This window comes from Rhizomonospora bruguierae (genome assembly GCF_018397995.1).
GTDB lineage: Bacteria > Actinomycetota > Actinomycetes > Mycobacteriales > Micromonosporaceae > Rhizomonospora > Rhizomonospora bruguierae.
The window spans coordinates 103,621-127,840 of sequence record NZ_BBQH01000012.1 but is presented as its reverse complement, the minus strand read 5'-3'; the positions used below and the strand labels follow the sequence as shown (position 1 = coordinate 127,840).

The 24,220-nt window shown below is 74.2% G+C and carries 18 protein-coding genes and 1 pseudogene; 11 read left to right on the top strand and 8 right to left on the bottom strand.

Annotated features, from left to right (window positions below):
* Positions 1-238: 238 nt before the first annotated feature.
* The 4 genes from KJS59_RS04030 to KJS59_RS04015 all read left to right on the top strand — a co-directional run bounded on the left by KJS59_RS04030 (position 239) and on the right by KJS59_RS04015 (position 6,009).
* A complete protein-coding gene (locus tag KJS59_RS04030) occupies positions 239-1,426 on the top strand; it encodes an anhydro-N-acetylmuramic acid kinase (RefSeq protein ID WP_213450916.1) in 1,188 nt (395 codons plus the stop codon).
* Positions 1,416-3,344 carry a 1-deoxy-D-xylulose-5-phosphate synthase gene (gene dxs / locus KJS59_RS04025; RefSeq protein ID WP_213450915.1) on the top strand — a complete coding sequence of 643 codons (1,929 nt, stop codon included), beginning with the start codon at positions 1,416-1,418 and terminating at the stop codon, positions 3,342-3,344. Before KJS59_RS04030 ends, dxs begins: the two co-directional genes overlap by 11 nt.
* Positions 3,345-3,382: 38 nt before the next feature.
* Entirely contained in the window at positions 3,383-4,585 is a 1,203-nt protein-coding gene (locus KJS59_RS04020; protein WP_213450914.1) for an outer membrane protein assembly factor BamB family protein, read from the top strand.
* 83 nt (positions 4,586-4,668) lie between these two features.
* Positions 4,669-6,009 (top strand): outer membrane protein assembly factor BamB family protein, encoded by a 1,341-nt coding sequence (locus KJS59_RS04015; RefSeq protein ID WP_213450913.1) that lies wholly within the window; start codon positions 4,669-4,671, stop codon positions 6,007-6,009.
* Here the strand turns inward: KJS59_RS04015 and KJS59_RS04010 are convergent.
* Positions 5,997-7,178 carry a C39 family peptidase gene (locus KJS59_RS04010; protein WP_213450912.1) on the bottom strand — a complete coding sequence of 394 codons (1,182 nt, stop codon included), beginning with the start codon at positions 7,176-7,178 and terminating at the stop codon, positions 5,997-5,999. The two genes, KJS59_RS04015 and KJS59_RS04010, sit on opposite strands and share 13 nt — an antisense overlap.
* A gap of 159 nt (positions 7,179-7,337) precedes the next feature.
* Here KJS59_RS04010 and KJS59_RS04005 point away from each other — a divergent pair, with 159 nt between their 5' ends.
* Both KJS59_RS04005 and KJS59_RS04000 read left to right on the top strand, forming a co-directional pair.
* A complete protein-coding gene (locus KJS59_RS04005; RefSeq protein ID WP_213450911.1) occupies positions 7,338-7,997 on the top strand; it encodes a response regulator transcription factor in 660 nt (219 codons plus the stop codon).
* Entirely contained in the window at positions 7,994-9,217 is a 1,224-nt protein-coding gene (locus tag KJS59_RS04000) for a sensor histidine kinase (RefSeq protein ID WP_213450910.1), read from the top strand. Before KJS59_RS04005 ends, KJS59_RS04000 begins: the two co-directional genes overlap by 4 nt.
* A gap of 231 nt (positions 9,218-9,448) precedes the next feature.
* On the opposite strand, the gene KJS59_RS03995 is transcribed toward KJS59_RS04000, so the two are convergent.
* Together KJS59_RS03995 and KJS59_RS03990 are read right to left on the bottom strand one after the other, a co-directional pair.
* Entirely contained in the window at positions 9,449-10,372 is a 924-nt protein-coding gene (locus KJS59_RS03995) for a DUF2637 domain-containing protein (protein WP_213450909.1), read from the bottom strand.
* 129 nt (positions 10,373-10,501) lie between these two features.
* A complete protein-coding gene (locus tag KJS59_RS03990) occupies positions 10,502-11,086 on the bottom strand; it encodes a prepilin peptidase (protein ID WP_213450908.1) in 585 nt (194 codons plus the stop codon).
* Between the two features lie 578 nt (positions 11,087-11,664).
* Here KJS59_RS03990 and KJS59_RS31695 point away from each other — a divergent pair.
* Both KJS59_RS31695 and KJS59_RS03980 read left to right on the top strand, forming a co-directional pair.
* Positions 11,665-12,675: pseudogene (locus KJS59_RS31695) on the top strand (glycoside hydrolase family 11 protein); the annotation flags it as partial.
* 501 nt (positions 12,676-13,176) lie between these two features.
* Entirely contained in the window at positions 13,177-13,554 is a 378-nt protein-coding gene (locus KJS59_RS03980; protein ID WP_213450906.1) for a VOC family protein, read from the top strand.
* Positions 13,555-13,764: 210 nt separating this feature from the next.
* Here KJS59_RS03980 and KJS59_RS03975 read toward each other — a convergent pair whose 3' ends face one another.
* The 3 genes from KJS59_RS03975 to KJS59_RS03965 all read right to left on the bottom strand — a co-directional run bounded on the left by KJS59_RS03975 (position 13,765) and on the right by KJS59_RS03965 (position 18,454).
* Positions 13,765-15,867, bottom strand: coding sequence for a 3-hydroxyacyl-CoA dehydrogenase NAD-binding domain-containing protein (locus KJS59_RS03975; protein ID WP_249713847.1), 2,103 nt, complete (start codon positions 15,865-15,867; stop codon positions 13,765-13,767).
* A complete protein-coding gene (locus KJS59_RS03970) occupies positions 15,864-17,057 on the bottom strand; it encodes a thiolase family protein (protein WP_213450905.1) in 1,194 nt (397 codons plus the stop codon). Before KJS59_RS03970 ends, KJS59_RS03975 begins: the two co-directional genes overlap by 4 nt.
* A 98-nt stretch (positions 17,058-17,155) precedes the next feature.
* Positions 17,156-18,454 (bottom strand): ribonuclease D, encoded by a 1,299-nt coding sequence (locus KJS59_RS03965; RefSeq protein ID WP_376771117.1) that lies wholly within the window; start codon positions 18,452-18,454, stop codon positions 17,156-17,158.
* A gap of 624 nt (positions 18,455-19,078) precedes the next feature.
* Here KJS59_RS03965 and KJS59_RS03960 point away from each other — a divergent pair.
* A complete protein-coding gene (locus tag KJS59_RS03960) occupies positions 19,079-20,296 on the top strand; it encodes a trypsin-like peptidase domain-containing protein (protein WP_456316008.1) in 1,218 nt (405 codons plus the stop codon).
* 7 nt (positions 20,297-20,303) lie between these two features.
* On the opposite strand, the gene KJS59_RS03955 is transcribed toward KJS59_RS03960, so the two are convergent.
* Complete coding sequence (locus KJS59_RS03955) at positions 20,304-20,873, bottom strand: DUF3000 domain-containing protein (protein WP_213450903.1); 570 nt, start codon at positions 20,871-20,873, stop codon at positions 20,304-20,306.
* A 93-nt stretch (positions 20,874-20,966) separates the two neighbouring features.
* Here KJS59_RS03955 and hemE point away from each other — a divergent pair, with 93 nt between their 5' ends.
* On the top strand, positions 20,967-22,010 hold the full coding sequence (gene hemE, locus KJS59_RS03950; protein ID WP_213450902.1) for a uroporphyrinogen decarboxylase: 1,044 nt from the start codon (positions 20,967-20,969) through the stop codon (positions 22,008-22,010).
* 41 nt (positions 22,011-22,051) lie between these two features.
* Entirely contained in the window at positions 22,052-23,572 is a 1,521-nt protein-coding gene (locus tag KJS59_RS03945; RefSeq protein ID WP_213450901.1) for a hypothetical protein, read from the top strand.
* On the opposite strand, the gene KJS59_RS03940 is transcribed toward KJS59_RS03945, so the two are convergent.
* Positions 23,548-24,192, bottom strand: a complete 645-nt coding sequence (locus KJS59_RS03940) for a hypothetical protein (RefSeq protein ID WP_213450900.1) — start codon at positions 24,190-24,192, stop codon at positions 23,548-23,550. The genes KJS59_RS03945 and KJS59_RS03940 overlap by 25 nt on opposite strands.
* Positions 24,193-24,220 lie beyond the last annotated feature (28 nt).

The following is a 24,220-nucleotide window of genomic DNA, read 5'->3' as shown; positions in this document are numbered from 1 at the left end:
CTCGGCAGTGGGGGGCGCCCGCGACCCGCCCGTCCCAGCGCGGTTGGCCTTGCGGCTTGCCGCCTTCGCGGAGAAGACCTCGGGCAGTTCGGGCATGGTGATGGTCCACCAGCCGCCGCTGCGGCGCGCCACCGCGGTATAGGTCATGTCTGCGATCCGTCGGTGACGCTAGTGCGGACCACCGGCGTTTGACGCCCCGGAATCCGTGGAGTTTCGGGCCGGGCGGCATGATCCGACGATGCGGATCGTCGGGGTGATGTCGGGGACGTCGTACGACGGGATCGAGGTGGCGGTCGGGGAGTTCCGGCCGGACGGGGACGTGCTCGTCATGACGCCCCTCGGTGAGCTGAGCGTCGGGTACGGGTCCGGGCTGCGGAACCGGATCGCGGGGGTCCTGCCGCCCAACCGGGTCACGATCGAGCAGGTCTGCGTGCTGGACACGCTGCTGGGGCAGGCGTTCGGGGCGGCGGCCCGGCGGGCGGTCGACGAGATCGCGGGCGGGCGGGTGGACCTGGTGGTCAGCCACGGGCAGACGGTCTTCCACTGGGTCGAGGACCGGCGGGCGCGGGGAACCCTGCAACTCGGGGCGCCCGCGTGGCTGGCGTCGGCCGTCGGGGTGCCGGTGTTGAGCGATCTGCGCACGGCCGACATCGCCACCGGCGGGCAGGGCGCTCCACTCGTACCCATGTTCGACGCCCTCGTTCTGGGCGGCGACCGCCCCAGGGTGGCGCTGAACCTCGGCGGCATCGCGAACGTCACGGTGGTCGGCCCCGGGCGGGCGCCGATCGGGTACGACGTGGGGCCGGCGAACGCGCTGATCGACGCGGCGGCGCTGCGCTGGTACGGGGAGCCGTTCGACGCCGGCGGGCGGCACGCGGCGGCGGGGCGGGTGGACGAGCGGCTGCTGGCGGTGCTGCTCGCGGAGCCGTACTACGCGGCCCCGCCGCCCAAGTCGACCGGCAAGGAGTTGTTCACCCTCCAGTACCTGGAGGAGGCGATCCGCCGTAGCGGCGCAACACCCGGACCGGATGAGGTGCTCGCGACGGTCACCGAACTGACCGCGCGCACGGTGGCGGCGGCGTGCGCGACGCATGGGGTGGAGGAGGTCGTGGCCTCGGGCGGCGGGGTGCGCAATCCGGAGCTGATGCGGCGGCTGGCGGCGCGGGTGCCGCGGCTGACCACGAGCGCGGACCTCGGGGTCCCGCCGCAGGCGAAGGAGGCGTACGCGTTCGCGCTGCTCGGGTGGTTGAGCTGGCACGGACTGCCGGGGGCGCTGCCGTCGGTGACCGGGGCGGCGGAGGCGGCCGTGCTGGGCTCGATCACCCTGGGGCGTGAGGCCCGGCGGAACCCGCCCGGGCGGCTCAAAGTCGGCTCCCAAGATGTGGGCGGGAGAAGCACGGATACACTCGGCGGTCATGAGCGCTGACGACGTTCCAGGTACCGACAGTCTGCTCGCCGCGGTCCGCGGACCGCAGGATCTGGGCCGGCTGAGTTACGAGGAGTTGGGCATCCTGGCCGCCCAGATCCGCGACTTCCTGGTCACGAAGGTGTCCCGCACCGGCGGGCACCTCGGCCCGAACCTGGGGGTGGTCGAGCTCACGCTGGCGATGCACCGGGTCTTCGACTCGCCGAAGGACCGGTTCCTGTTCGACACCGGGCACCAGGCGTACGTCCACAAGATCGTCACCGGCCGGCAGGAGGGCTTCGAGGCGCTGCGCCAGCGCGGTGGCCTCTCCGGGTACCCGAGCCGGGCCGAGAGCGAGCACGACACCATCGAGAACTCGCACGCCTCCACGGCGCTGTCGTACGCGGACGGCATGGCGAAGGCGTTCACGCTGCGCGGCGAGAAGCGGCACGTGGTGGCCGTGGTCGGCGACGGCGCCCTGACCGGCGGCATGTGCTGGGAGGCGCTGAACAACATCGCCGCCGCGAAGAACCCGCTGGTGATCGTCGTCAACGACAACGGGCGCTCGTACGCGCCCACGATCGGCGGGTTCGCCGACCACCTGGCCACGCTGCGGCTCAACCCCGGGTACGAGAAGGTCCTGGACCTGGTCAAGGACTCGCTGGGCGTCACGCCGCTGGTCGGCAGGCCGCTGTACGAGGTGCTGCACGCGGTCAAGAAGGGCATCAAGGACGCGGTCGCCCCGCAGACGATGTTCGAGGACCTGGGGCTGAAGTACGTGGGCCCGATCGACGGGCACGACGTGGCGGCGGTCGAGTCGGCGCTGCGCCGGGCGAAGAACTTCGGCGGCCCGGTGATCGTGCACGCGGTGACCCGCAAGGGGTACGGGTACCGCCCGGCCGAGGAGGACGACGCGGACTGCCTGCACGGCCCGGGCGCGTTCGACATCGAGACCGGCAAGCTGCTGGCCGCGCCGTCGGTGAAGTGGACCCACGTGTTCGCCGAGGAACTGGTCGCGGTGGCCGACGAGCGGCCGGACGTGGTGGGCATCACCGCCGCGATGGCCGAGCCGACCGGCATCGCCAAGCTGGCCCGCAGGCACCCGGAGCGGGTGTACGACGTGGGCATCGCCGAGCAGCACGCGGTCACGTCCGCGGCCGGGCTGGCGCTGGGCGGGCTGCACCCGGTGGTGGCGGTCTACGCGACGTTCCTGAACCGGGCGTTCGACCAGGTTCTGCTGGACGTGGCGATGCACCGGCTGCCGGTCACGTTCGTGCTGGACCGGGCCGGCATCACCGGTCCGGACGGCCCCAGCCACTACGGCATCTGGGACATGTCCGTCTTCGGGGTGGTGCCGGGGCTGCGCATCGCCGCCCCGCGGGACGCCGCCTCGCTGCGGGAGGAGTTGCGCGAGGCGCTCGCCGTGGACGACGGGCCGAGCCTGCTGCGCTTCCCGACCGGCTCGGTCAACCCGGACCTGCCGGCGCTGCGCCGCGTCGGCGGGGTGGACGTGCTGGCCGAGTCCGAGCGCAAGGACGTGCTGCTGGTCGCGGTCGGGGCGTTCGGGCAGCTCGGCGTGGACGCCGCGGCCCGGGTCGCGGAGCAGGGCTTCGGGGTCACGGTCGTGGACCCGCGCTGGGTCCGGCCGGTGTCGGCGGAACTGGTCGAGCTGGCCCGCCAGCACCGCCTGGTGGTCACCGTCGAGGACGGGGTGCGCACCGGCGGTGTCGGCGACGCGGTCGCCAAGGCGCTGCGGGACGCGGAGGTCGCGGTGCCGCTGCGTGACGTGGGCGTCCCGGCCGACTGGCACCCGCACGGCAGCCGGGCGCAGATCCTCGCCGCCCTGAACCTGACCGCCCAGGACGTGGCCCGCGACGTCACCGGCTGGCTGTCCGGGCTGGACGAGGCCGCCGTCCCGGCGGAGCGCGTCCTGCCGTAAGGCGTTTCGCCCCGGCCCTGGTGGGTTCCTGCGTCTGTGTGCCGCACCACGCCGACGAGCCACCACCTCCGGCGCTCATCGAGGTCGAACTGGACGCCGGGGACCTCGACCCGGGCTGGGAGCCGGTGCGGCGGGGGCCGGGTGCCCTGGCGCGCCTGCGCGCCCGGCTGCGCGGCGGGCCCCCGCCCGATCGGCGCACCGGCGTCGCCCTGCTCGCCGTCCTGGTGCTGCTCACCGGGGCGGCCGGGGCGCCGTACCGGTCCCCGCTCGTGGAGGTCGTGGCCCGGGCGCTCAGCCTCGGCGCCGACTTCCTCGTCACCGCCGACCGTCTCTACGTCACGGGCGACGGTCCGCGCGGCACCGCCCTCACCGCGTACGGGCTGCCCAGCGGGCGCCACCTGTGGACCGTCCAACCGGCGGCCGGTCGCAGCACGTCCCTGCTCTCCGCCTCCGGCGGCGACACGCTCCTCATCGGCGTGACGGGGCGGGACGGCGCCCTCGGCAGCTGGTCCACCACCTCCGCCGTGGACGCCGGCACCGGCCGTCTGCGCTGGACCTACCCCGCACTGATCGAGCCCGTCACCGACGAGGTCGGCACCGCCCGCCCACCCGCGCTCACCGCCGTCGACCTGCGCACCGGCCGCCCCCTGTGGAACGCCCGCGTTCCCGGCGCCACCCTCGCGGCCCTCCCGGGTCGGCCCGGCACCGGTGCGCTCATCCACCCCGACGGCCAGGCGGAACTGCGCGAGCTGCGCACCGGCCGCGTCCTGCGTCGCCAGCGGCTGCTCGCCGCCGGGCAGCAGCTTGTCACGCCCGTCCAGGCCGGCTCCCGCACGCTCATCCTGGCGTACTGGGGGGACGCCGGCTCCGGCCTCGTCGCGTACGACGGCGTCACCCTGGTACCGCGGTGGCACCGGCCCCGGGTGGCCGGCAGCGACCTGGTGGCCTGCGGGCCGACACTCTGCGTGCGGGAGGCGGAGTCGACCGTCGCGCTGGACCCGCTGACCGGCGCGGTTCAGTGGGCGGTCCGGGGCGGCTGGGCGGTCGCCCCCGACGGCCCGATCCTGTGGCGCACCGCCGACGACGGCCAGCGCGGCTGGCTGGCCCGCCCCGCCACCGACGGCGCGGTCCACATCCTCGACTCGTTCCCGTTCCGGCTCAGCGAGTGCCAACTCGCCCGTACCGCGATCGCCTGCCGCGCCGCCCCCGGCGACGTGCGCGTCTGGTCCTTCCGCGACTGACAGCGAGCCGTGGGCGGTGCCGGCGGGGAAATTGGGGCGGATGGTGGGTCGACGCGGGGCCGGTCAGGGGCGACGCTCTAAGGGTGAGCGCACCGGTCGTCATCGACTTGGGGGCGGACCGCGCACCGCCCGATGTGGACCGGCGGTGGCCGACCCCGGCGTGGCCCGGATGGCCCGCCGTGGCCGGATTGCTGGCGGCCCTGCTGGTGCTGGTCGGCGGGTCGGCGCCACCGGCCCCGGCCAGGTTGACCGAGGTGCGGGTACCGGCGGGCCTGGGCGACTTCGTGCAGGTGGTGGGGGACCGGCTGTACGTGGCCGCCGCCGGCCCGCTCGGCATCGGCGACCGGACGCTCGCCGGCTACGCGCTGCCGGACGGGCGAGCGCTGTGGCGTGCGTCGATCCGGGTGCGCGGGCCGATCCGGCAGGTGGTGGAGCTGTCCGGGGTGGTCCTGCTCGACGTGGAGAACGGCCCGCGGGGGCACACCGTCGTGGCGGTCGCGGCGGGTACCGGGCGGCCGGTGTGGCAGCGCGAGGCGGCCCTGTCGGCGATCTCCCCGAACCGGGCCATCGCCGTGCTCGTCAGTCTCGCCGGTGGCCAACCCGCGACCGGCGGCGACGGCGGCGCGGGTGCCGGCGGCGGCACGGTCACCGAGGGGGTGGAGATCCGCACGGGCCGCACCGTCTGGTCGTACCGGGTGCCGAACGGGTACTGGCAGTGCGTCGACTGCGAGGGCGATGCGGCGCGGCCGGGCCGGTCGGTGGTGATCCGCCCGGACGGCGGCGTGGAGATCCGCGACCTGGACACCGGCCGGCTCACCGCCAGCGCGGTCCTGCTGGCACCGGGTGAGGTCCGGGCGCCGCTGATCGCCGCGCGGCTGCTGCTGGTGGGCGGGCGCGGGGGCGGCGAGTTGACCGCGTTCTCGCTCGTCACCCTGCGACCGGCGTGGCGGCTGCGCCTGCCCGGCAACGGGGACTGGTACCTGGGGCCCGGCTGCGGGGAGTACCTGTGCCTGTTCGGCAGCGACGGCGGGGTGGGCCTGGTGCACCCGGCCGAGGGGCGGATCCGCTGGCTGACCACCGACTGGGTCGGGGTGCAGCCGGTAGCCGACTGGCTCGTGGTCAGCTCGCGCGCCGGGCTCAACACGCCGTCGCGCACCGCCGTGCTCGACCCGGCGACCGGCCGCGAACTGCGCGACCTGGGCCGCTGGACCCTGATCGGTCCGGCCGGCGGCGGCCGGATGGCGCTGCTGCGCCGGGACGTGAGCACCGGCCGGGCCTGGTTCGGCATCAGCGCGCCCCGCGAGGCGACGGTCCGCACGCTGGGCTCGGTCCTCGACGTGTCGGGCGACTGCCAGTCCGGCGCCGGCTGGCTGCTCTGCCGCCGCCTCGACGCCTCCATCGGTATCTGGCGCTACACCGCCTGAGCGGGCCACGGGAGCGGCAGGGGGACCGCCTCCGGGCGGATCACGTACGCGACGCCGTGGCTGGTGGTCTGCCAGGCGGCCTCGAACTCGGCCCGGCCGACCGCCTTGCGCACGGTCGCGTCGGTGGCCGCGGCGGGGTCGTTCAGCACCGGCCGCCCGTCGGCCGCGAAGCCGGCCAGGACCACGAGGTGCCCGCTGGTGTCGTAGTCGAGGCCGGGTACCTGGCCGGCGCGGTACGACACGGAGAGGATCAGCGGGATGCCGGCGGCGACGAACGCCTCGGCCTCGGCGAGGGAGCGCAGCCGGGTCACGAACGCGTCCATGCCATACCGGCCGGCGTACGCGGTGTTGAACGGCCAGTTGCCGGCGCCGGGGTACGCGTGGTCGTAGGTGCACCTGGCGGCGTGGTCCACCCGGGGGTTGGGGTCGTCCGCGTCGACCCAGGCCAGGTCGGCCGGCGCCGGGCCGGCGTCCCAGTGCGCGAGCACCATGGTCGTGCAGGTGGGGCTGCACCAGGAGTCGCCGCCGCCGTCCCACTGCGGGTAGTGGCCGGAGTGGACGCGCTGCGAGTAGGCGGGGACGTCGATGGTGACGCCGCGGGCCGGTCCGGGGCGGCTGCGCGGTGCCGGTGCCGGTGCGCCGGAGGCGACGGCCCCGGCCGAGCGCAGGACCGGCACGTCGGCGGTGCCCTCCGGCCGCAGCAGGGTGACCCGGAGCTGCCAGGCGTCCAGCGGCCGGTCCGCCGGGGCGACGAGCGTGTCGATCTTCACCGCGCCGGCCGGGTCCCGCTGGCCGGGGATCGAGGTGCGCCGGATGGCCTCCTCCTCGGCCGCCCAGTGGCCGAGGTCGTACCAGCCGGTCCAGGGCGCCCCGGCGGCCCGCCCGCGCGCCTCGACCAGGATCCAGCTGCCGCCCGGGGTCGCCGCCGTCCAGGAGGGGATCAGTTCGGTGGCGGAGAAGCCGGGCCGCACCTCCGGGGAGGTCCAGGTGCCGTACTCGTACGCGGCGGTGACGCCGGTGTGCGGGTCGGTGTAGCGGCGGCGGCCGACCGGGTCGGCGAGGCGGACGCCGCCCTGCGGGGTGCCGGCGAGCCGGGTGCCCGCCAGCGCGCCCTCGCCCAGGGGCGAATCGCCCGACCAGCGGCGGTGCGCGACCTCCCCGACCGGCATCCGGGCCCCTTCAACGATGGAACGGCGGTACCGGATCACCCTCGCCGAGGCGGCGATCTTTGGCAAGGCGCCCCCGCGCTACCGTGACTCACGCCGGCCTCACGCCCGCCGGACCAGGCTGGCGGGCGCGACCGGTGGGACCGGCAGGGAGGCGGGCGCGTGCGGGTGCTGGTGATCGAGGACGAGCGGAACCTGGCCGACGCGATCGGCCGGGGCCTGCGCCGGCAGGGCATGGCCGTGGACGTCGCCTACGACGGGGACAGCGGCCACGAGATGGCCTTCGTCACGCGGTACGACGTAGTGGTGCTCGACCGGGACCTGCCCGGCGTGCACGGCGACCAGATCTGCGCGGACCTGGCCGCCTCCGGCGCGCTGACCCGGGTGCTGATGCTGACCGCGAGCGGCAGCGTCGCCGACCGGGTCGAGGGCCTCCAGCTCGGCGCCGACGACTACCTGCCCAAGCCGTTCGCGTTCGACGAACTGGTCGCGCGGGTGCAGGCGCTGGGCCGACGGGCCACCCCCGCCGCCCCGCCGGTGCTGACCGCCGGGGACCTGGTCCTGGACCCGGCGCGGCGGGTCGCGACCCGCGGCGGCGCCCCGCTGGACCTGACCAACAAGGAGTTCGGGGTGCTGGCCGAGCTGCTCAAGGCGAACGGCGCGGTGGTCTCCTCGGAGGAGCTGCTGGAACGGGTCTGGGACGCGAACACCGACCCGTTCACCACCATCGTGCGGGTCACCATGATGACCCTGCGCCGCAAGATCGGTGACCCGCCGCTGATCGAGACCGTCGTCGGCGCCGGCTACCGGATGATCAAATGACCGTCTACGGCGGGCGCCCCGGCCGCCGGCTGCGTCCCACGCTGCGGCTGCGGCTGACGCTGCTCAACGGCGTGCTGCTGGTGGGTGCCGGGGTGATCCTGGTCCTGCTGGCCTGGCTGCTGGTCGGCGACGCGCTGCACCCGAGCGACCAGTTGACGGCGGGCACCGAGGTCGTGCTGGCGGACGGCCAGCGGCTGGACGCGGCCCGCTGGCAGGAGCGGCTGGTGCACCGGGCCGAGCGCGAGGTGCTGGTGAAGGGCCTGGTGGCGCTGGTCGGCATCGGGCTGGTGGGCGTGGTGGCCGCCTACCTGGTCGCCGCCCGGGCGCTGCGCCCGCTGCACCGGGTCACCGCCACCGCGCGCCGGCTCGGCGAGGCCACCCTGGACCAGCGCATCGGCTACGCCGGCGCGGACGACGAGGTGGCCGAACTGGCCGGCACGTTCGACGCGATGCTGGACCGGCTCGCCAACGCGTTCGACAGCCAGAAACGCTTCGTCGCCAACGCCTCCCACGAACTGCGTACCCCGCTGGCGGTCATGCGCACCGAGATCGACGTGACGCTCGCCGACCCGGACAGCGACGTCGCCGAGTTCCGGCGGATGGCGCTGGTGGTCCGGGACGCCTCCGAGCGCGCGAACGGACTGGTGGACGCGCTGCTGGTGCTGGCGCGCAGCGAGGCCGCCGCCGGGCGCCGGCTCAGCCGCAAGGCCCCGACCGACCTGGCGACCGGCGCCACCCAGGCGCTGGCCACGGTCGCCCGCGAGGCGGAGCGGCTCGGCCTGGAGGTGGAGCGGGACCTGCGCCCCGCGCCGGTGGTCGGCGACCCCAGCCTGCTGGACCGGCTCGCCGGCAACCTGATCGAGAACGCGGTCCGGTACAACCACCTGCACGGGCGGCTCTGGGTGCGCACCTGCGCCGAGGGCGACCGGGTCGTGCTGGTGGTGGGCAACACCGGCTTCGAGGTGGACCAGGCCGACGTGCCGGGGCTGTTCGAACCGTTCCGCCGGGGCGGCCGGGAGCGCACCGGCAACCGGGGCTCCGGGCTGGGGCTGTCCATCGTGCGCGCGGTCTGCGACGCGCACGGCGGCACGGTCGCCGCGGTGGCCCTCGACGGCGGCGGGCTGGAGGTCACCGTCTCGCTCCCGGCGGCCGATGCCACCCCGGTCGCGACCGCGACCGCCGCCGTGACCCCGGCTACGTCACCCCTGGCGACGGGCTAGGGACCGGCGGTTACGGCGGTTTCTGTGCTGTCCTTTGATCGGGGTGGGGGAGTGTGCCACGGTGCTCCGCTTCGGTATGGGAAACGGCCGTGATCGGACGGTGGGTGTTTCCTGTGCAGCTCGGTCACCAGCGCGCCCGGACGAGGTCCGACACCAATGTCTTCCCCGGCCGCGCGGGCGCCGCTTCAGGGCCGCACTCGGTCCACGGCTACCCCGGCGTAGCCGCTGGCCTCAGGCGGCCCGCTCCAGGGCCGCGCGCTCCGAGACCGCGCGCTTCAGCGCTGCGCGGTTCGGGGCGGTCGTGCCCGCGGCGGAAGCGCTCGCGGTGGTCGGGTTCGCGGCGGAAGCGCTCGCGGTGGTCGGGCTCGCGGCGGCGGGGCTCGCGGCGGTCGTGCCGGCGGCCACATCCGTCTGCCGGAGGACCGTGCGCAGGCGCTGCGTCGTGATGCCCAGCGCCTTCGCCACCTCGGCGTCCGTCGCGTCGGGCTTCGCCGCCACATAGGCCGAGGCCAGCGCCGCCGTCTCCGCCGGCGAGCGCCGCGGGGGCTTCGACTTCTCCTTGGTACCCGCGCCCTGCCGCCGGGCCGGCGCCGGAGCGCGCTTCGTCGGTGCCACGGAGGCGAGTGCCATGACCGGTACGGATTCCGGCGTGGTGGCTGTTGCGGGCGCGGGTGCGGCGGGTTGCGTGGCGGCCGTCGCCGGTGCGGCCGCGGTGCCTGTCGCGGGCGTGGGCGTGGCCTTGGGCGCCGCCTGCCACTGCGACTCCGCCGCGATCCGGGCACCCAGTTCGACCAGGCAGATGCTCGCCACCACGATCAGCCCGTCCACGGACAGCGGCAGCAGGTACGCCGCGGCACCGGTCTCGCCGTAGCGGGCGGCGACGCCGGCCATGTGCCAGTACGACACCCACGCGGCGATGCCGGCGATCACGGCGGTGGCGGCGATCCGGGCGTACGCCAGGGAGCGCCGGTGCACCGGCACCCGGGAGATCAGCTCGACGGTCAGCAGCAGCGCGAGCGGCGGCCAGGCGGCGATGGCCTGGCTGATCGGGTTGTCCATCGCGTGCAGGATGTTGGCCACCACCGACGCGGCGACGCCCAGGCCCAGGGTGGCCCGGACCGCCCAGCGGACGCGACGTAGCTGCTTGAGGGGCACTGTTTCGCTCCTAACGCTCGTGGCGCTTGTGACGCACGTGGCCAACGGGACAATCCACCGCGGCACCTTACCGTGCCCTCTGGTCGACCATGGTCAATTGGTGGCGGCCCGGGGGCGACGCGGGCGGCGTCACCCGGTCGTCGCCAGCAGCGCGGCGAGCGCTCCCAGCAGCATGAACGGCCCGTGTGGCAGCCGCGTCGCCGCGGTCGCGCGGCGCAGCAGGAGCAGCACGACGGCGTGGCCGCCGGCCAGGATCAGCCCAGCCACCGCCCCGGCCACCACCGCGCCGGCCCCGTGCGGGCCGAGAACCGCGCCGAGCGAGAGCGCCAACTTCGCGTCACCCAGACCCATGCCGCCCGGCCTGACCAGGACCAACACCAGGTATCCACCCGCGAACCCGGCCGCCCCGAGCAGCGCCGGCAGCGCGTTGCCGCGCACGGCCAGCAGGGCGACCGCCCCGGCGAACGCGGGCAGCGTCAGCGGATCCGGCAGCCGGTGGACCGCCGCGTCGACGAAACCGAGGCACACCCCGAACGCGGCCACCCACAGGACCGCCGGATCGAGGACCCTCGGGTGGGTACCGACGAGGGCGAACACCGCCGCGCCCACCGCAGCCGTCACCAACCACGGCGGCCGGGCACCGTACCGTGTGGCCACCAGACGGCCGCCCACGCCGATCGCCGCGCCGACCACCGCCAACCACGCCACCGTCACCGCCGGCACGATAAGGGCTCACACGACCGTGCGGTGCCCCGAACAGCGCCGCGCGGACACCCGGATCGCGTGACCGGGTGGGCCGGGGCCAGGACCCGGGATCGATCTTGGAGTTGTGGTGCCGGGATTGAGGCGGTCGTGGCGTGGCGGGGCGGGGGTGCGGGCGCGGAGCGGGGCGAGTGTGGGGCGCCGGGCGGGGTGGAGTGGTGATGTGCCGAGCGTCGCGGTCGCGGCTCGAACCCGGGGCGCGGATGGCGGCCGGGACTTGTCCGGAAAGATTCTGAAAACTTTCACATCTCATTCCCGGCATCGCTTGATCGGTGCGCCCGATTGGCTCGGCGATGCGGCTCTGACCAGGAATTTAGCACTCATTCACCTCTCGGAACTTCTCGGAACTTCTTGACATCGCAACCGTTACTGGCCGACGATGAGCCATCGACAAACGTCGGCGCCACCGGTCCGGGTCACCCGCCGCGACCGGCCTCGTGGCCGTCCACCCACGACGACCAGCAAGCCCCCAACCCCGGTCGTACCACCACCTGGTTCGTCCGCCAGGTCTCACGAGTAGGTAGACGCACATGAGCGATGCTCCCGCCCGCCTGAAGCGCCGCGGTCGCGGCCGGATCAGGCTGATCTTCGGCGCCGTCTGCGCCGCCGTACTCGCCGTCAGTGGAACGATGCTGGCCGGCAACGCCTACGCCGACACGACCGTCACCACCAACCAGACCGGCACCAACAACGGGTACTTCTACTCGTTCTGGAAAGACAGCGGAAACGTCACGATGACCATGGGCGCTGGCGGGCAGTACAGCACCCAATGGAGCAGCATCAACAATTTCGTGGCCGGTAAGGGCTGGAATCCCGGCGCCCGCCGGACCGTGACCTACTCCGGCAGCTTCAATCCGTCCGGCAACGCGTACCTGACCCTCTACGGCTGGACCAGAGGCCCGCTCGTCGAGTACTACATTGTGGACAACTGGGGCACCTACCGGCCCCCGGGCGGGCAGGGGTTCATGGGCACCGTCACCAGCGACGGCGGCACGTATGACATCTACCGCACGCAGCGGGTGAACCAGCCCTCCATCGAGGGCACCGCGACCTTCTACCAGTACTGGAGCGTGCGGCAGCAGAAGCGCACCGGTGGCACCATCACCGCCGGCAACCACTTCGACGCCTGGTCCCGGCTCGGCATGAACCTGGGCAGCCACGACTACCAGATCCTCGCGACCGAGGGCTACCAGAGCAGCGGCAGCTCGAACATCACGGTCGGCGGGAGCACCGGTGGCGGCGGCAGTACCACGCCGCCCCCGCCGCCGCCCGGCGGCAACAACGGTTGCACCGTCAGCGTCAGCCGCGCCGATGAGTGGTCGGACCGGTTCAACGTGAACCTCTCGGTCAGCGGCAGCAGCAACTGGACCGTCACGATCAACCTGAATGGCGGCCAGAGCCTGCAGAACAGCTGGAACGCCTCGGTCAGCGGCAGCACCGGCACGCTGACCGCGAAACCGAACGGGTCGGGCAACAACTTCGGGATCACGCTCTACAAGAACGGCAACAACACCACCCCAACGGCCAGTTGCTCCGCCTCCGGAGGGAGCGCCACGACACCACCGCCGGGCGGTGGCGGCACGGGTAGTTGCAGCGTCAGCGTCACCCGCGCCGATGAGTGGTCGGACCGGTTCAACGTGAACCTCTCGGTCAGCGGCAGCAGCAACTGGACCGTCACGATCCGGCTGAACGGCAGCCAGAGCCTGCAGAACAGCTGGAACGCCTCGGTCAGCGGCAGCACCGGCACGCTCACCGCGAAACCGAACGGGTCGGGCAACAACTTCGGCATCACGCTCTACAAGAACGGCAACAACACAAACCCGACGGCCAGCTGCGCGGCCTGATCAGGAGCGGTCGGGGGTGTCGGCGATGCCGGCGCCCCCGACCGCCCACGCCGTCGCAACCTTTGTTACACTCCTGCGGTCAGCCTGAGGCGGAGGGAGGTGCGAAACATGCTCACTCGAGCCGTACCCGCGCCCCGCCGCCGGCACCGCTGACCCGCCGCGGCCGGGCGCACCACAATCCACATTGGAGAGAGTGCGATGGTCGCGTCAATTCACAACGTCACGTTCGACACCGCCGGGGACCCGTACGACCTGGCGCAGTTCTGGTCGCGGGTTCTCGGCCGCCCGATGCGCCCCGACGACAACCCCGGTGACCCGGAGGTCATGCTCGAGGCGGCGGGCGAGGCGACGATCCTGTTCATCCGGGTACCCGATAGCAAGTCGGTGAAAAACCGCCTCCACCTCGACCTGCGCCCCACCGACCGCAGCCGCGACGAGGAGGTCGAGCGGCTGAAGGGTCTCGGCGCGACGGAGCACGAGGATCACCGGAAGCCGGACGGTACGGGCTGGGTGACGATGGCAGACCCTGAGGGCCACTTGTTCTGCGTCGAGCGCAGCGCCGCAGAGCGCGCCTGAGTGTCGGCTCTGAGTGTCGGCCGGGGCGTGGTGTCGTGACTTTTCGCGCATAAGCGCACGCGGCTGGCACAGAGGGGCTCCCTCGATCGCTTGGGCCGCCCGGATCTCATCAGCCGGGTTTGGGCAAGACGTGCATTGGCATAGAAGTACCCATAATGCGGGAAGGGTCCTCCGGTATTTGCGTACCAGAGGACCCTTCTTGTGCAGTGGCTACGCCGGCAGGCTGGCGACGCCCTTGGGCAGGAATCGCTTGCCGGTGACCTTTTCCGCCACGCCGGACCGGTCCAGGTACGGGGTGATGCCGCCCAGGTGGAACGGCCAGCCGGCGCCGAGGATCATGCAGAGGTCGATGTCCTGCGCCTCGGCGACGACGCCCTCGTCCAGCATGAGCCGGATTTCCTGCGCCAGCGCCGAGAGCGCCCGATCCCGGACCTGCTCCGCGGTCAGCGGCGCGTCCCCCAGCTTGAGCAGGCTCGCCACGGCCGGGTTCACCTCGTCGTCGACGATGAGCGGTTGACCCGAGCCGGCGATCCGCTTGAGGTTCTCCGAGACGCCGAACCGCTGCGGGAACGCCGCGTGCAGGGTGCCGCCCACGTGGTACGCCACCGCCGGGCCGACCAGGTGCAGCAGCGCGAGCGGGCGCATCGGCAGGCCCAGCGGGTCCACTGCGGAGTCTGCCACCGCCGGGGGAGTGCCCGCGTCCACGGCGGCGAAGATCTCGCCGAGGAAGCGGGTCAGCAGGCGGTTCACCACGAACGCGGGCGCGTCCTTCACCAGTACCGAGGACTTCTTGAGCTTGCGCCCGACGGCGAACGCGGTGGCCAGCGTGGCGTCGTCGGTGCGCTCGCCGCGCACGATCTCCAGCAGCGGCAGGACCGCGACCGGGTTGAAGAAGTGGAAGCCGACCACCCGCTCGGGGTGCTCCAGGTCGGCGGCCATCGCGGTGACCGACAGCGAGGACGTGTTGGTGGCCAGCACGCACTCCGGTCCGACGATCTTCTCCAGTTCGGCCCAGACCTGCTTTTTGACGGCCAGGTCCTCGAAGACCGCCTCGACGACGAAGTCGGCGTCGGCGAAGCCGGACTTGTCGACCGAGCCGCTGACCAGGCCGTGCAGCTTGGCCGCGGTGCCGATGTCGAGCCGGCCCTTGCCGACCAGCTTGTCGATCTCGCCGGTGAGGTGGGCCAGTCCCTTGTCGACGCGTTCCTGGTCCAGGTCGGTGAGGACAACGGGGACCTGGAGGCGGCGCACGAACAGCAGGGCGAGTTGGGCGGCCATCAGGCCGGCGCCGACGATGCCGACCTTGGTGACGTCCCGGGCGAGGCCGGTGGACGGCGCGCCGGCCGGGCGCTTGGCGCGGCGCTGGACCAGGTCGAACGCGTACAGGCCGCTGCGCAGTTCCTCGCTGACCACCAGGTCGGCCAGGGCCTCGTCCTCGGCGGCGGTGCCGGTGGCGAAGTCGGCGGTCTTGGCCAGCAGCAGCAGGTCCAGTGCCCGGTAGGCGGCCGGGGCGGCGCCGCCGTGCAGCTTCTCGTCGAGCTGCTGGCGGGCGAAGCCGACGACGGCGTCCCACATCTCGCTGCGGTCCACCTCGGGCCGCTCGACGGTCACGTCGCCGCGGACCACTCCGGCCGCCCACTCCAGGGAACGCTCCAGGAAGTCCGCCGGCTCGAACAGCTCGTCGAAGATGCCCAGCTCGCGGGCCTGCTTCGGCCTGAGCATGCGGTTCTGCATGAGCGGGTTCTGGATGATGACCTGCGCGGCGTTGACGATGCCGATCAGGTTCGGCAGCAGTTGGGTGCCGCCCCAGCCGGGCACCAGGCCGAGCGAGACCTCGGGCAGGGCCAGCGCGGCGGCGCCGCCGGAGACGCTGCGGTAGTGGCAGTGCAGCGCCAGTTCCAGGCCGCCGCCCATCGCCGCGCCGTTGACGAAGGCGAACGTGGGGACCGTGCTCTCCTTCAGCCGCGCGTACACGCGGTGGCCCAGGCGCCCGATCTCCAGCGCCTGCTCGCGGGTGGTGATCAGCGGCATGCCGGTGACGTCCGCGCCCACGCAGAAGATGTACGGCTTGCCGGTGACCGCGATGAATGCCGGGTTGGCCGCGAACGCACGGTCCAGGGCGTCGTCGAGGCTGGCCAGGCCGCCGGGTCCGAAGCTGTTGGGCTTGGTGTGGTCCAGCCCGTTGTCCAGCGTGACGAGGGCGGCCGGGCGGTCCAGGCCCGGCACCGCTACCAGGCGCAGCAGCGACCTGGTGATCACCTCGTTGGGGTTGCGAACCTCGCCATCCCGGCGCAGGGGAGTCTCCGTGCTCACTTTCCGTCCTCCCACAGTGGATTCTCCCAGATCACCGTGCCGCCCATGCCGATGCCGACGCACATGGCGGTCAGCCCGTAGCGGACCTCGGGGTGCTCGGCGAACTGGCGCGCGAGCTGGGTCATCAGCCGCACGCCGGAGGAGGCGAGCGGGTGGCCGACCGCGATCGCACCGCCCCACGGGTTGACCCGGGGGTCGTCGTCGGCGATGCCGAAGTGGTCCAGGAACGCCAGCACCTGCACGGCGAACGCCTCGTTCAGCTCGAACAGGCCGATGTCGTCGATGGTCAGGCCGGCCAGGCGCAGCGCCTTCTCCGTGGACGGGATCGGGCCGACGCCCATCACCTCCGGCTCGACGCCGACGAAGCCGAAGCTGACCAGCCGCATGGCGACCGGCAGGCCCAGTTCGCGGGCCACCTCCTCGGCGGCGAGCAGGCTCGCGGTGGCGCCGTCGTTCAGGCCCGCCGCGTTGCCCGCCGTGACCCGGCCGTGCGGGCGGAACGGGGTCTTCAGGGTGGCCAGCTTCGCCATGGACGTGTCGCGGGGCGCTTCGTCCACCGTGGACAGCCCCCAGCCCGCCTCGGGGTCGCGGACCGCTACGGGTACCAGATCGGGCTGGAGCTTGCCGTTCGCGTACGCCTTGGCGGTCCGCTGCTGGGACGCGAGGCCGAACGCGTCCGCGCGCTCCTTGGTGATGCCCGGGAAGCGGTCGTGCAGGTTCTCCGCCGTCGCGCCCATCACCAGGGCGGACGGGTCGACCAGCCGCTCCGCGAGGATGCGCGGGTTGGGGTCCACGCCCTCGCCCATCGGGTGGCGGCCCATGTGCTCGACGCCGCCGGCGATCGCCACGTCGTAGGCGCCCATCGCGATGCCCGACGCGACGGTGGTGACCGCGGTCATCGCCCCCGCGCACATCCGGTCGATCGCGTACCCCGGCACCGACTTCGGCAGGCCGGCCAGCAGTGCGGCGGTGCGGCCGATGGTCAGGCCCTGGTCGCCGATCTGCGTGGTGGCGGCGATGGCCACCTCGTCCACCCGCTCCGGCGGCAGCTGCGGGTTGCGCCGCAGCAGCTCCCGGATGCAGCGGATCACCAGGTCGTCGGCGCGGGTGTTGGCGTAGACGCCGCCCGCCTTCCCGAACGGGGTGCGCACGCCGTCGACGAAGACGACGTCGCGGACTTCACGGGGCACGGTGCCTCCTTCAGGCGGGACGCTCGGCAAGGCAATGTTACTCGTGAGTAACGCATGGTCGTACCCCGGGTGGGACGGGCCACATCAGGGCACGGCCGTTACGCCTCGCCGGCCGCCTCCGGCAGCGCCGGGTCGGGCAGGGCGGCGGTCAGCTCCTCGGCGAGCAGGTCCACCTGCCAGCCGCGGGCCCCGAAGCCGCGCAGGATCCCGCCGACTGTGGCCGGCGACGGCTCCGGCGGAGGGGCCCAGGCCAGCCGGCGGATGTAGTCCGGCGAGACGAGGTTCTCCGGCGGCAGCGTGTGCCCGGCGGCGATCCGGGTGACCACCTCGCGGCAGCGGGCCAGGCGGGCGGCGGCCACCGGGTCCCGCTCCGCCCAGCGGTGCGGCGGGGGCGGGCCCTCGACCACCGGCGTCACCGGCAGCGCGTCGTCCGGTAGTGCCCGCGCCCCGGCCAGCGCCTCCAGCCACGTGCGCGCGAGCCGGCGCACCGAGCGGCCGCCGAAGCCGGGCAGGAGCAGCAGGGACCGCTCGTCCTTCGGGTCCATCTCCGCCGCCGCGATGATCGCCGCGTCCGGCAGCACCCGGCCGGGCGCCGAATCCCGGCGGGCGGCCACCTCGTCCCGGGCGTACCACATCGCCCGGACCCGGGACTGCGCCCGCGCCCCCCGTATCCGGTGGATGCCGGACGTGCGGCGCCACGGATCGGCCCGGGGCCTGGGTGGCAGGGCGCCGGTGACGGTGAGCGCGGCGAACTCCTCCGCGGCCCACGCCTGCTTGCCCTGCGCCCGTAACTCCCCGGCGAGCACGTCGCGCAGTTCGACCAGGCGTTCCACGTCCAGCGCGGCGTAGGTCAGCCAGGACTGCGGCAGCGGCCGGGTGGACCAGTCCGCCGCCGAATGGTGTTTCTCCAGCGTCAGGCCCAGCAGTTGCTCGGTCAGCGCCGCCAGGCCGACCCGCTCGAAGCCGCACAGCCGGGCCGCCAACTCCGTGTCGAACAGCCGCTTCGGGCGCATGCCCACCTCGGCCAGGCACGGCAGGTCCTGGCTGGCCGCGTGCAGCACCCACTCGGCGTCGGCGATCGCCGCGCCCAGCGCGGTCAGATCGCCCAGCGGTATCGGGTCGATCAGCGCCGTACCAGCGCCCTCGCGGCGCAGCTGCACCAGGTACGCGCGCTGACTGTATCGGTAGCCGGAGGCCCGTTCAGCATCCACCGCAACCGGGCCGGTACCGGCGGCGAAGCGCTCGACCACCTCGGCCAGGGCGGCCGGGGTGGCGATCGGCTCGGGCGTGCCGTCGCGCGGCTCGGTGAGGGGCATGGGGGCCGGCGGACCCGCCGGACCATCCCCTGCCCCGGGGTGTTCGACGGGCCGACGGCGCAGGGGTGGTTCGTCGGTCACCCGACAACCGTAGTGTCAACCGGTGTTCACCTGTCGCAGCCGGGTCCGGCGCGTCGGCATACCGGGGTGGGCCCCACGGGGTTGCCGGACGGTGGCATGCTGGCGGGCGCACGTCAATGGGGAGGACGTCCTGTTATGACCGCTGGGTACGACCCGCGCGACGCCGAGCCCGGCCAGCCCTCGGCGCCGCAACCGGCGCCGGGGAACGGGCCGCCGGGCGAGGAGTCGACCGCGGTGCCGCCGCCCGGCACCGCCGCCGGTGCGCGGCCCGGGCCGCTGCCGCCGCGCCTCGACCCGCCCCGCCGCGATCCGTCGCGGGTGTACGGCTCCGTGCCCGTGCCGCCGTCCGCCAACCCGCTCGCGGCGCCGCCCGCTGCCCAGGCCGGTGCGCCCGGCGCGAACCTGTATGCGGCGCCGCCCGCTGCCCAGGGCAGTGCGCCCGGCGCGAACCTGTATGCGGCGCCGCCCGCTGCCCAGGGCAGTGCGCCGGGTGCCAACCCGTATGCAGAACCGCCCGCTGGCCAGGCCGGTGCGCCGGGCGCGAACCTGTATGCGGCGCCGTCCGCTGGCCAGGGCAGTGCGCCGGGCGCCAACCCCCACGTGCCGCCGGGCGCGAGCCCGTACGTGCCGCCGGGGGGTGCGGGTCAGCCTTCGGCGGCAACGGGTGCGGGGCCGTACCGACCGGCGGGGGGCGCGAGCCTTGGCGCGCCGGCGGGCGCGAGTTCGGCAGCGCCTGCGGTGGGCGCGAACCCGGGTGCGCCGGTGATGGGTTCGGGTCCGGCGGCGGGTGGCGGCCCGGCCGGGTCACCCGCTGGCGCCGCCTGGCAGGCCCGGCCGTCCGGCCCCCCCGCGTATGCCTCCGCGCCCCCATCCGGGTTCTCCGGGGCTTCCGTGCACGCCTCGGCAGCTCCGCCTTCGGCGTCCTCCGCGCCGCCGTTCGGCGTGCCGGCTCCGGCTCCGGCCGGGTTCGCCCCGCCGGCCTCCGTGCCGCCCGCGGGTGGCGGCACTCCCGCCGCGCCGATTTCGGGCGCGACGACCCCCGGGTACCCGGAAAAGGCGCCGCGGCGGCTGGCCTGGCCCGGCGTGGTGGCGCTGACGCTGGTGGCGGTGTTGATCGCGGTGGCGGTGCTGCAGGCCCTGCAGATCAACCAACTGAGCGACCGGCTGGCCGAGGCCGACCGGCGTAACGCGGACGCGCAGTCCTCGGACGACGGGCGGCTGCGGGCGCTGGAGGACCAGACCGCGCAGCTCGCCGCCCAGGCGGGCAAGGTGTTCAACCCCGAGGCCGTCGCCACCGCCGTGCTGCCCAGCGTGTTCCGGGTCAAGGCGGGCAACTTCCTCGGTACCGCGTTCGCGGTGGGCAAGCCCGCGACGGGCGGCGGCGCGAACCTGTTCACCAACTTCCACGTCGTGGAGTCGGTCTGGAAGGCCGGCGGGCGCGAGGTGCAGCTGGAGCGGCAGTCGGACAAGTTCACGGCCACGATCGTCGAGGTGGACGAGGAGAACGACCTCGCACACCTGCGCACCAGCGAGAAGATCAGCGGACTGGTCGTCGCGGACAAGCCGGTCAAGTCGGGCCAGCAGATCATCGTGGTGGGCTCGCCGCTCGGGCTCAGCGACTCGGTCACCACCGGCGTGGTCAGCGCCTTCCGCAACGACCCGGACGGGGCGGGCACGGTCATCCAGTTCGACGCCCCGATCAACCCGGGCAACTCGGGCGGCCCCGTGATCAACGGGGAGAAGAAGGTGGTCGGCATCGCCACCGCCAAGGCGCGCGACGCCGAGGGCATCGGGCTCGCCGTCCCCATCGGTATCGCCTGCGACTCGATCTCGATCTGCTGAGGCGGCGTCAGGCGGCCGGGTGGGTCCGATCGGTGATGGAGGTCACCCCGGGCGGCGGCAGTCCGGCCGTCGAGGCGAGCAGCACGCACCAGGCGCCCAGGTGCGGCGCGAGGTCGTCGGTGGTCGGGGTCCACGAGGCGCGGATCTCGATGTCCGCGCCGGCCACCGGCCCGGCCAGCTCACCGAAGCGGGTGGAGAGGGTCTGGGTGACGGTCCCGGCGATCGCCCGGTAGGGGGCGTCCTGGGTGTCCAGGGCGTCGACCAGCCAGCTCCAGCCGACGGCGGGCAGCAGCGCGTCCGTGGCCAGTTCCGGCTCCAGTTCGGCGGTGACGTAGGTGACCAGGCGCAGGGTGCCCGCCCACGCCTCGTGCCCGGCCGGGTCGTGCAGCAGGATCAGCCGGCCGGTGGCCACCTCGTCGCCGCCGCGCAGCACGGTGGCGCTCAGCGCGTGCGCGTACGGGGCCAGGCGCTGCGGCGCGGGGATCTCCTCCAGCATGATCTCGGCGCGCGGCCGCACCGCGCGCAGGCCGGCGACGGCGCGCGTGAACGTCTCGGGAAGGACGGTCGACGACGCCATAGTCCGCAGCGTAGGCCGAGCCACGGGCGCGGGCCGCGCGGCGCGCCGGGCCGGTGCCGGGCGGCGGGCCGTGACCGGCCGGGACATGACACGATGCAGGCGATGACACGCGAAACCGAGGGCTCCGCCTTCCTGCGCGCCTGCCGCGGGGAGCCGGTCCCGTACACACCGGTCTGGTTCATGCGGCAGGCGGGGCGCTCGCTGCCCGAGTACCGCCGGGTGCGCGAGGGGATCGGCATGCTGGAGTCGTGCCGGCGGCCTGAGCTGGTCTGCGAGATCACGCTCCAGCCGGTGCGGCGGCACCGGGTGGACGCGGCGATCCTGTTCAGCGACATCGTGGTGCCCGTGGCGGCGGCCGGGGTGGAGCTGGATATCGTGCCCGGCACCGGGCCGGTGATCGCCGAGCCGGTGCGCACCGCGGCGGACGTGGAGCGGCTGCGCCCGATCGACGGTGCCGATGTGTCCTATGTAGACGAGGCGGTCCGCCTGCTGGTCAAGGAGCTGGGGCCGACCCCGCTGATCGGCTTCGCGGGTGCCCCCTTCACGCTGGCCAGCTACCTGGTCGAGGGCGGCCCGTCGCGCACCCACGCGAAGACCAAGGCGTTCATGTACCAGGCGCCGCAGGTGTGGCACGCCCTCTGCGCCCGCCTCGCCGAGATCACCCTGGCGTTCCTGCGGGTGCAGGTGGCGGCCGGGGTCAGCGCCGTGCAGCTGTTCGACTCCTGGGCCGGAGCCCTCTCCGAGCGGGACTACCGCCGCTTCGTGCTGCCGCACTCCAGCCACGTGCTGTCGAGCCTGGCCGACGCCGGCGTACCCCGGATCCACTTCGGAGTGGGCACCGCGCCGCTACTCACGGCGATGGGCGAGGCCGGCGCGGACGTGGTCGGCGTCGACTGGCGCACCCCCCTCGACCAGGCCGCCGGGCGGGTCGGCGGGCGCGCGGTGCAGGGCAACCTGGACCCGTGCGTGGTCTTCGCCCCGTGGGACGTGATCGAGGACGAGGTGCGGCGGGTGCTGGCCGACGGGCGGTCCGCGCCGGGGCACGTGTTCAACCTCGGTCACGGCGTGCTACCCGAGACCGACGCCGAGGTGCTGACCCGCATCGTGGACCTGGTGCACACCGCGTCCGCGCGGTGACGGGCACCCGGAGTGGCGCGGTGCTCGGCTAGCCTGTCCGCGTGACCGCGGGGCTGATCGAGCAACAGGGTCGGGCGGGCCGGGGGGAGCCGGGCGAGCCGCGGGGGCGCACGGGAGCGTCCCGGTTCGGGCTGGCCGCGCTGCGCGACGCCGGCGCGGTGGTCCTCGGTGCCGGCCGGCTGTTCCTGCGCCACTGGCCCGTGCTGTTCGCCCTCGTCTTCGCCGGCATGGCCCTGCGAGAACTGGCGATGGAAGTGGCCGTGCGGGCCAGCGCCGTGCACGCCGTGCTGGGCCTGTTCATCCTGGTGCTGGCGCCGATCGCCACGCTGAGCGCGCTGGTGCTCTCGCTGCGGGTGGTGCGCCCCTCGCTGCCCTGGCTCAGCCGCGCCACCGAGCCCGGCCGGACCCAACTCGGCGTCCTCGACCAGTTGGGCAGCGTGCTCGTGCCGTTCCTCGCCGTCTACGCCTCGTACGGGTACCTGAAGGACGACTTGAGCACGTACTCGTACCGGGTGCTGGAGGACGCGCTGTTCGGCGAGGGCGGGGTGTTCGACGGCGGCCACCCGGACGTGCTGAAACGCCTGCCGGTCTCGGTGCCGCTGATGCTGGCCGTGGTGCCCGTCGCGTTCGTGCTGCGCTGGCTGCTCGGCCGGGCCCGGCGCCGCGACCGGACCCGCTGGCTGGGCGTCCTCGGCGCCTACGTCGAGGCGATCTGGATCGTCACGTTCGGCGGCCTGGTCGCCACCTACTCCGGCAACCTGCTCGACTGGGCGCGCGAGCGCCGGGTGGTGAGCTGGGCGCAGGGCACCGGCACGGAGCTGCTGGGCGCGCTCGGCCCGCTGACCCGCACCGGTGAGCGGCTGGTCGGCTGGGTGGGCCAGCTCATCACGTCGGCGGAGGCGGTCATCGTGGTCCCGGTCGCCTGGCTCGCCGTCGGCGCCGTCGTCTACGGCCGCCGCCTCGCCAAGGACAAAGCCGCCCAGGACCGGCACGAAGCGTCCCCGCCGGCCGTCGGGTCCGAAGCGGCGCCGGCGGCGGCCGGGCCCAACGACCTCACCCAGGAGCAGCAGCGGGTGGTGGACGAACCCCCGCCCAGGCCGGGCCCGCTGCGCCGCACCGGCCGGGCGGTCGGCGGCGAACTGCGCGAGCGCTTCCTGCCCCTGATCCACGGGCTGCGCCTGCTGGGCCGGGCCGGGCTGCGCCCGATGCTGCTGTTCTGCCTGGTCTTCCTGATCCTCCAGACCGCCACCAAGTGGCTGTGGGAGGTGGAACGGTTCCTCATCGGCCCGCGCGACCTCGGCCAGGTCTGGATGCCCGTTTCGCGGGTGCTGGCGACGGTCAACGACGCGATCGGCCACACCCTGCTCGCCTGCCTGCTCGCCGCCGCCGTGGACCGGGTCCTGGCCACCCAGCACGAGGACGCCTCCGGGTCGAGCGTCCCGGCCAGCCCGCCCGCGCCGCCCCCCGCCGGCCCGGCGAACCCCGCCGCCCCGGCGGCTCCCGGCCCTGCGGCCACCCCCGCCGGCCCGGGCTGGAATCAGCCGACGGTCAGCCTCACGTAGTTCGGCGCCATCGCCCGCGTGCTGATCCGCACCGCCACCGGTCGCGCCCCGGCCGGCATGACAAAGTACGCCTCGGTGTCGTACTCCGGCGTCCCGCTCGCGTCCGAGCCCGGCGTGCAGACCGCGTACAGCGCCCCCAAACCGCTGATCTCCGACGGGTTCATGGCGTAGCGGCGGCCCCGGGCATCCTCGAGTTCGACCTCGCAGCCCAGAAACGCCTTCTCCGCCGCGCCGGAGAACCGCAGAAGGGCCCGCCACGCGGTGGTGCCCGCCGGCGCCGACGGCGTCACCCCGAACCGCGGCTTGAACGTGGCCTGCCCCACCTCGATCAGTCGCACCTGGCCGCCGTCGTAGCTGACCCACCCGGCACCGTTGGCGGCCATCGGCACCTGGTTCGGGGTGAAGCGGTAGGTGTCGTAGGCGTTCTTGGCCGGCGCCCAGAAGGCGCCGACGAGTGCCGGGACGAGCAGGATCAGCCCCCACCGGTTCCGCCGGAAGAACCCGGGCGGCCGCGGCGCCCCGGCGGCCCGCGCACCACCGGGGACGGCCGGGCGTGGTGCCGCCGGATGGGCGGCGGGTGGGGAAGCCCACGGTGGCGCCGGCGGGCCGGGCGGTTGCATGGGTGGCGCCGCCCAAGGTGGTACGGCC

Excerpts from the sequence above, each read along its gene's own strand:
- KJS59_RS04010 (WP_213450912.1), bottom strand. The coding sequence starts at position 7,178 with ATGCCGGTCGGGGAGGTCGCGCACCGCCGCTGGTCGGGCGATTCGCCC.
- KJS59_RS03955 (WP_213450903.1), bottom strand. The coding sequence starts at position 20,873 with ATGGCGTCGTCGACCGTCCTTCCCGAGACGTTCACGCGCGCCGTCGCC.
- dxs (WP_213450915.1), top strand. The coding sequence starts at position 1,416 with ATGAGCGCTGACGACGTTCCAGGTACCGACAGTCTGCTCGCCGCGGTC.
- KJS59_RS03940 (WP_213450900.1), bottom strand. The coding sequence starts at position 24,192 with ATGCAACCGCCCGGCCCGCCGGCGCCACCGTGGGCTTCCCCACCCGCC.
- KJS59_RS03980 (WP_213450906.1), top strand. The coding sequence starts at position 13,177 with ATGGTCGCGTCAATTCACAACGTCACGTTCGACACCGCCGGGGACCCG.
- hemE (WP_213450902.1), top strand. The coding sequence starts at position 20,967 with ATGCAGGCGATGACACGCGAAACCGAGGGCTCCGCCTTCCTGCGCGCC.
- KJS59_RS04030 (WP_213450916.1), top strand. The coding sequence starts at position 239 with ATGCGGATCGTCGGGGTGATGTCGGGGACGTCGTACGACGGGATCGAG.
- KJS59_RS04000 (WP_213450910.1), top strand. The coding sequence starts at position 7,994 with ATGACCGTCTACGGCGGGCGCCCCGGCCGCCGGCTGCGTCCCACGCTG.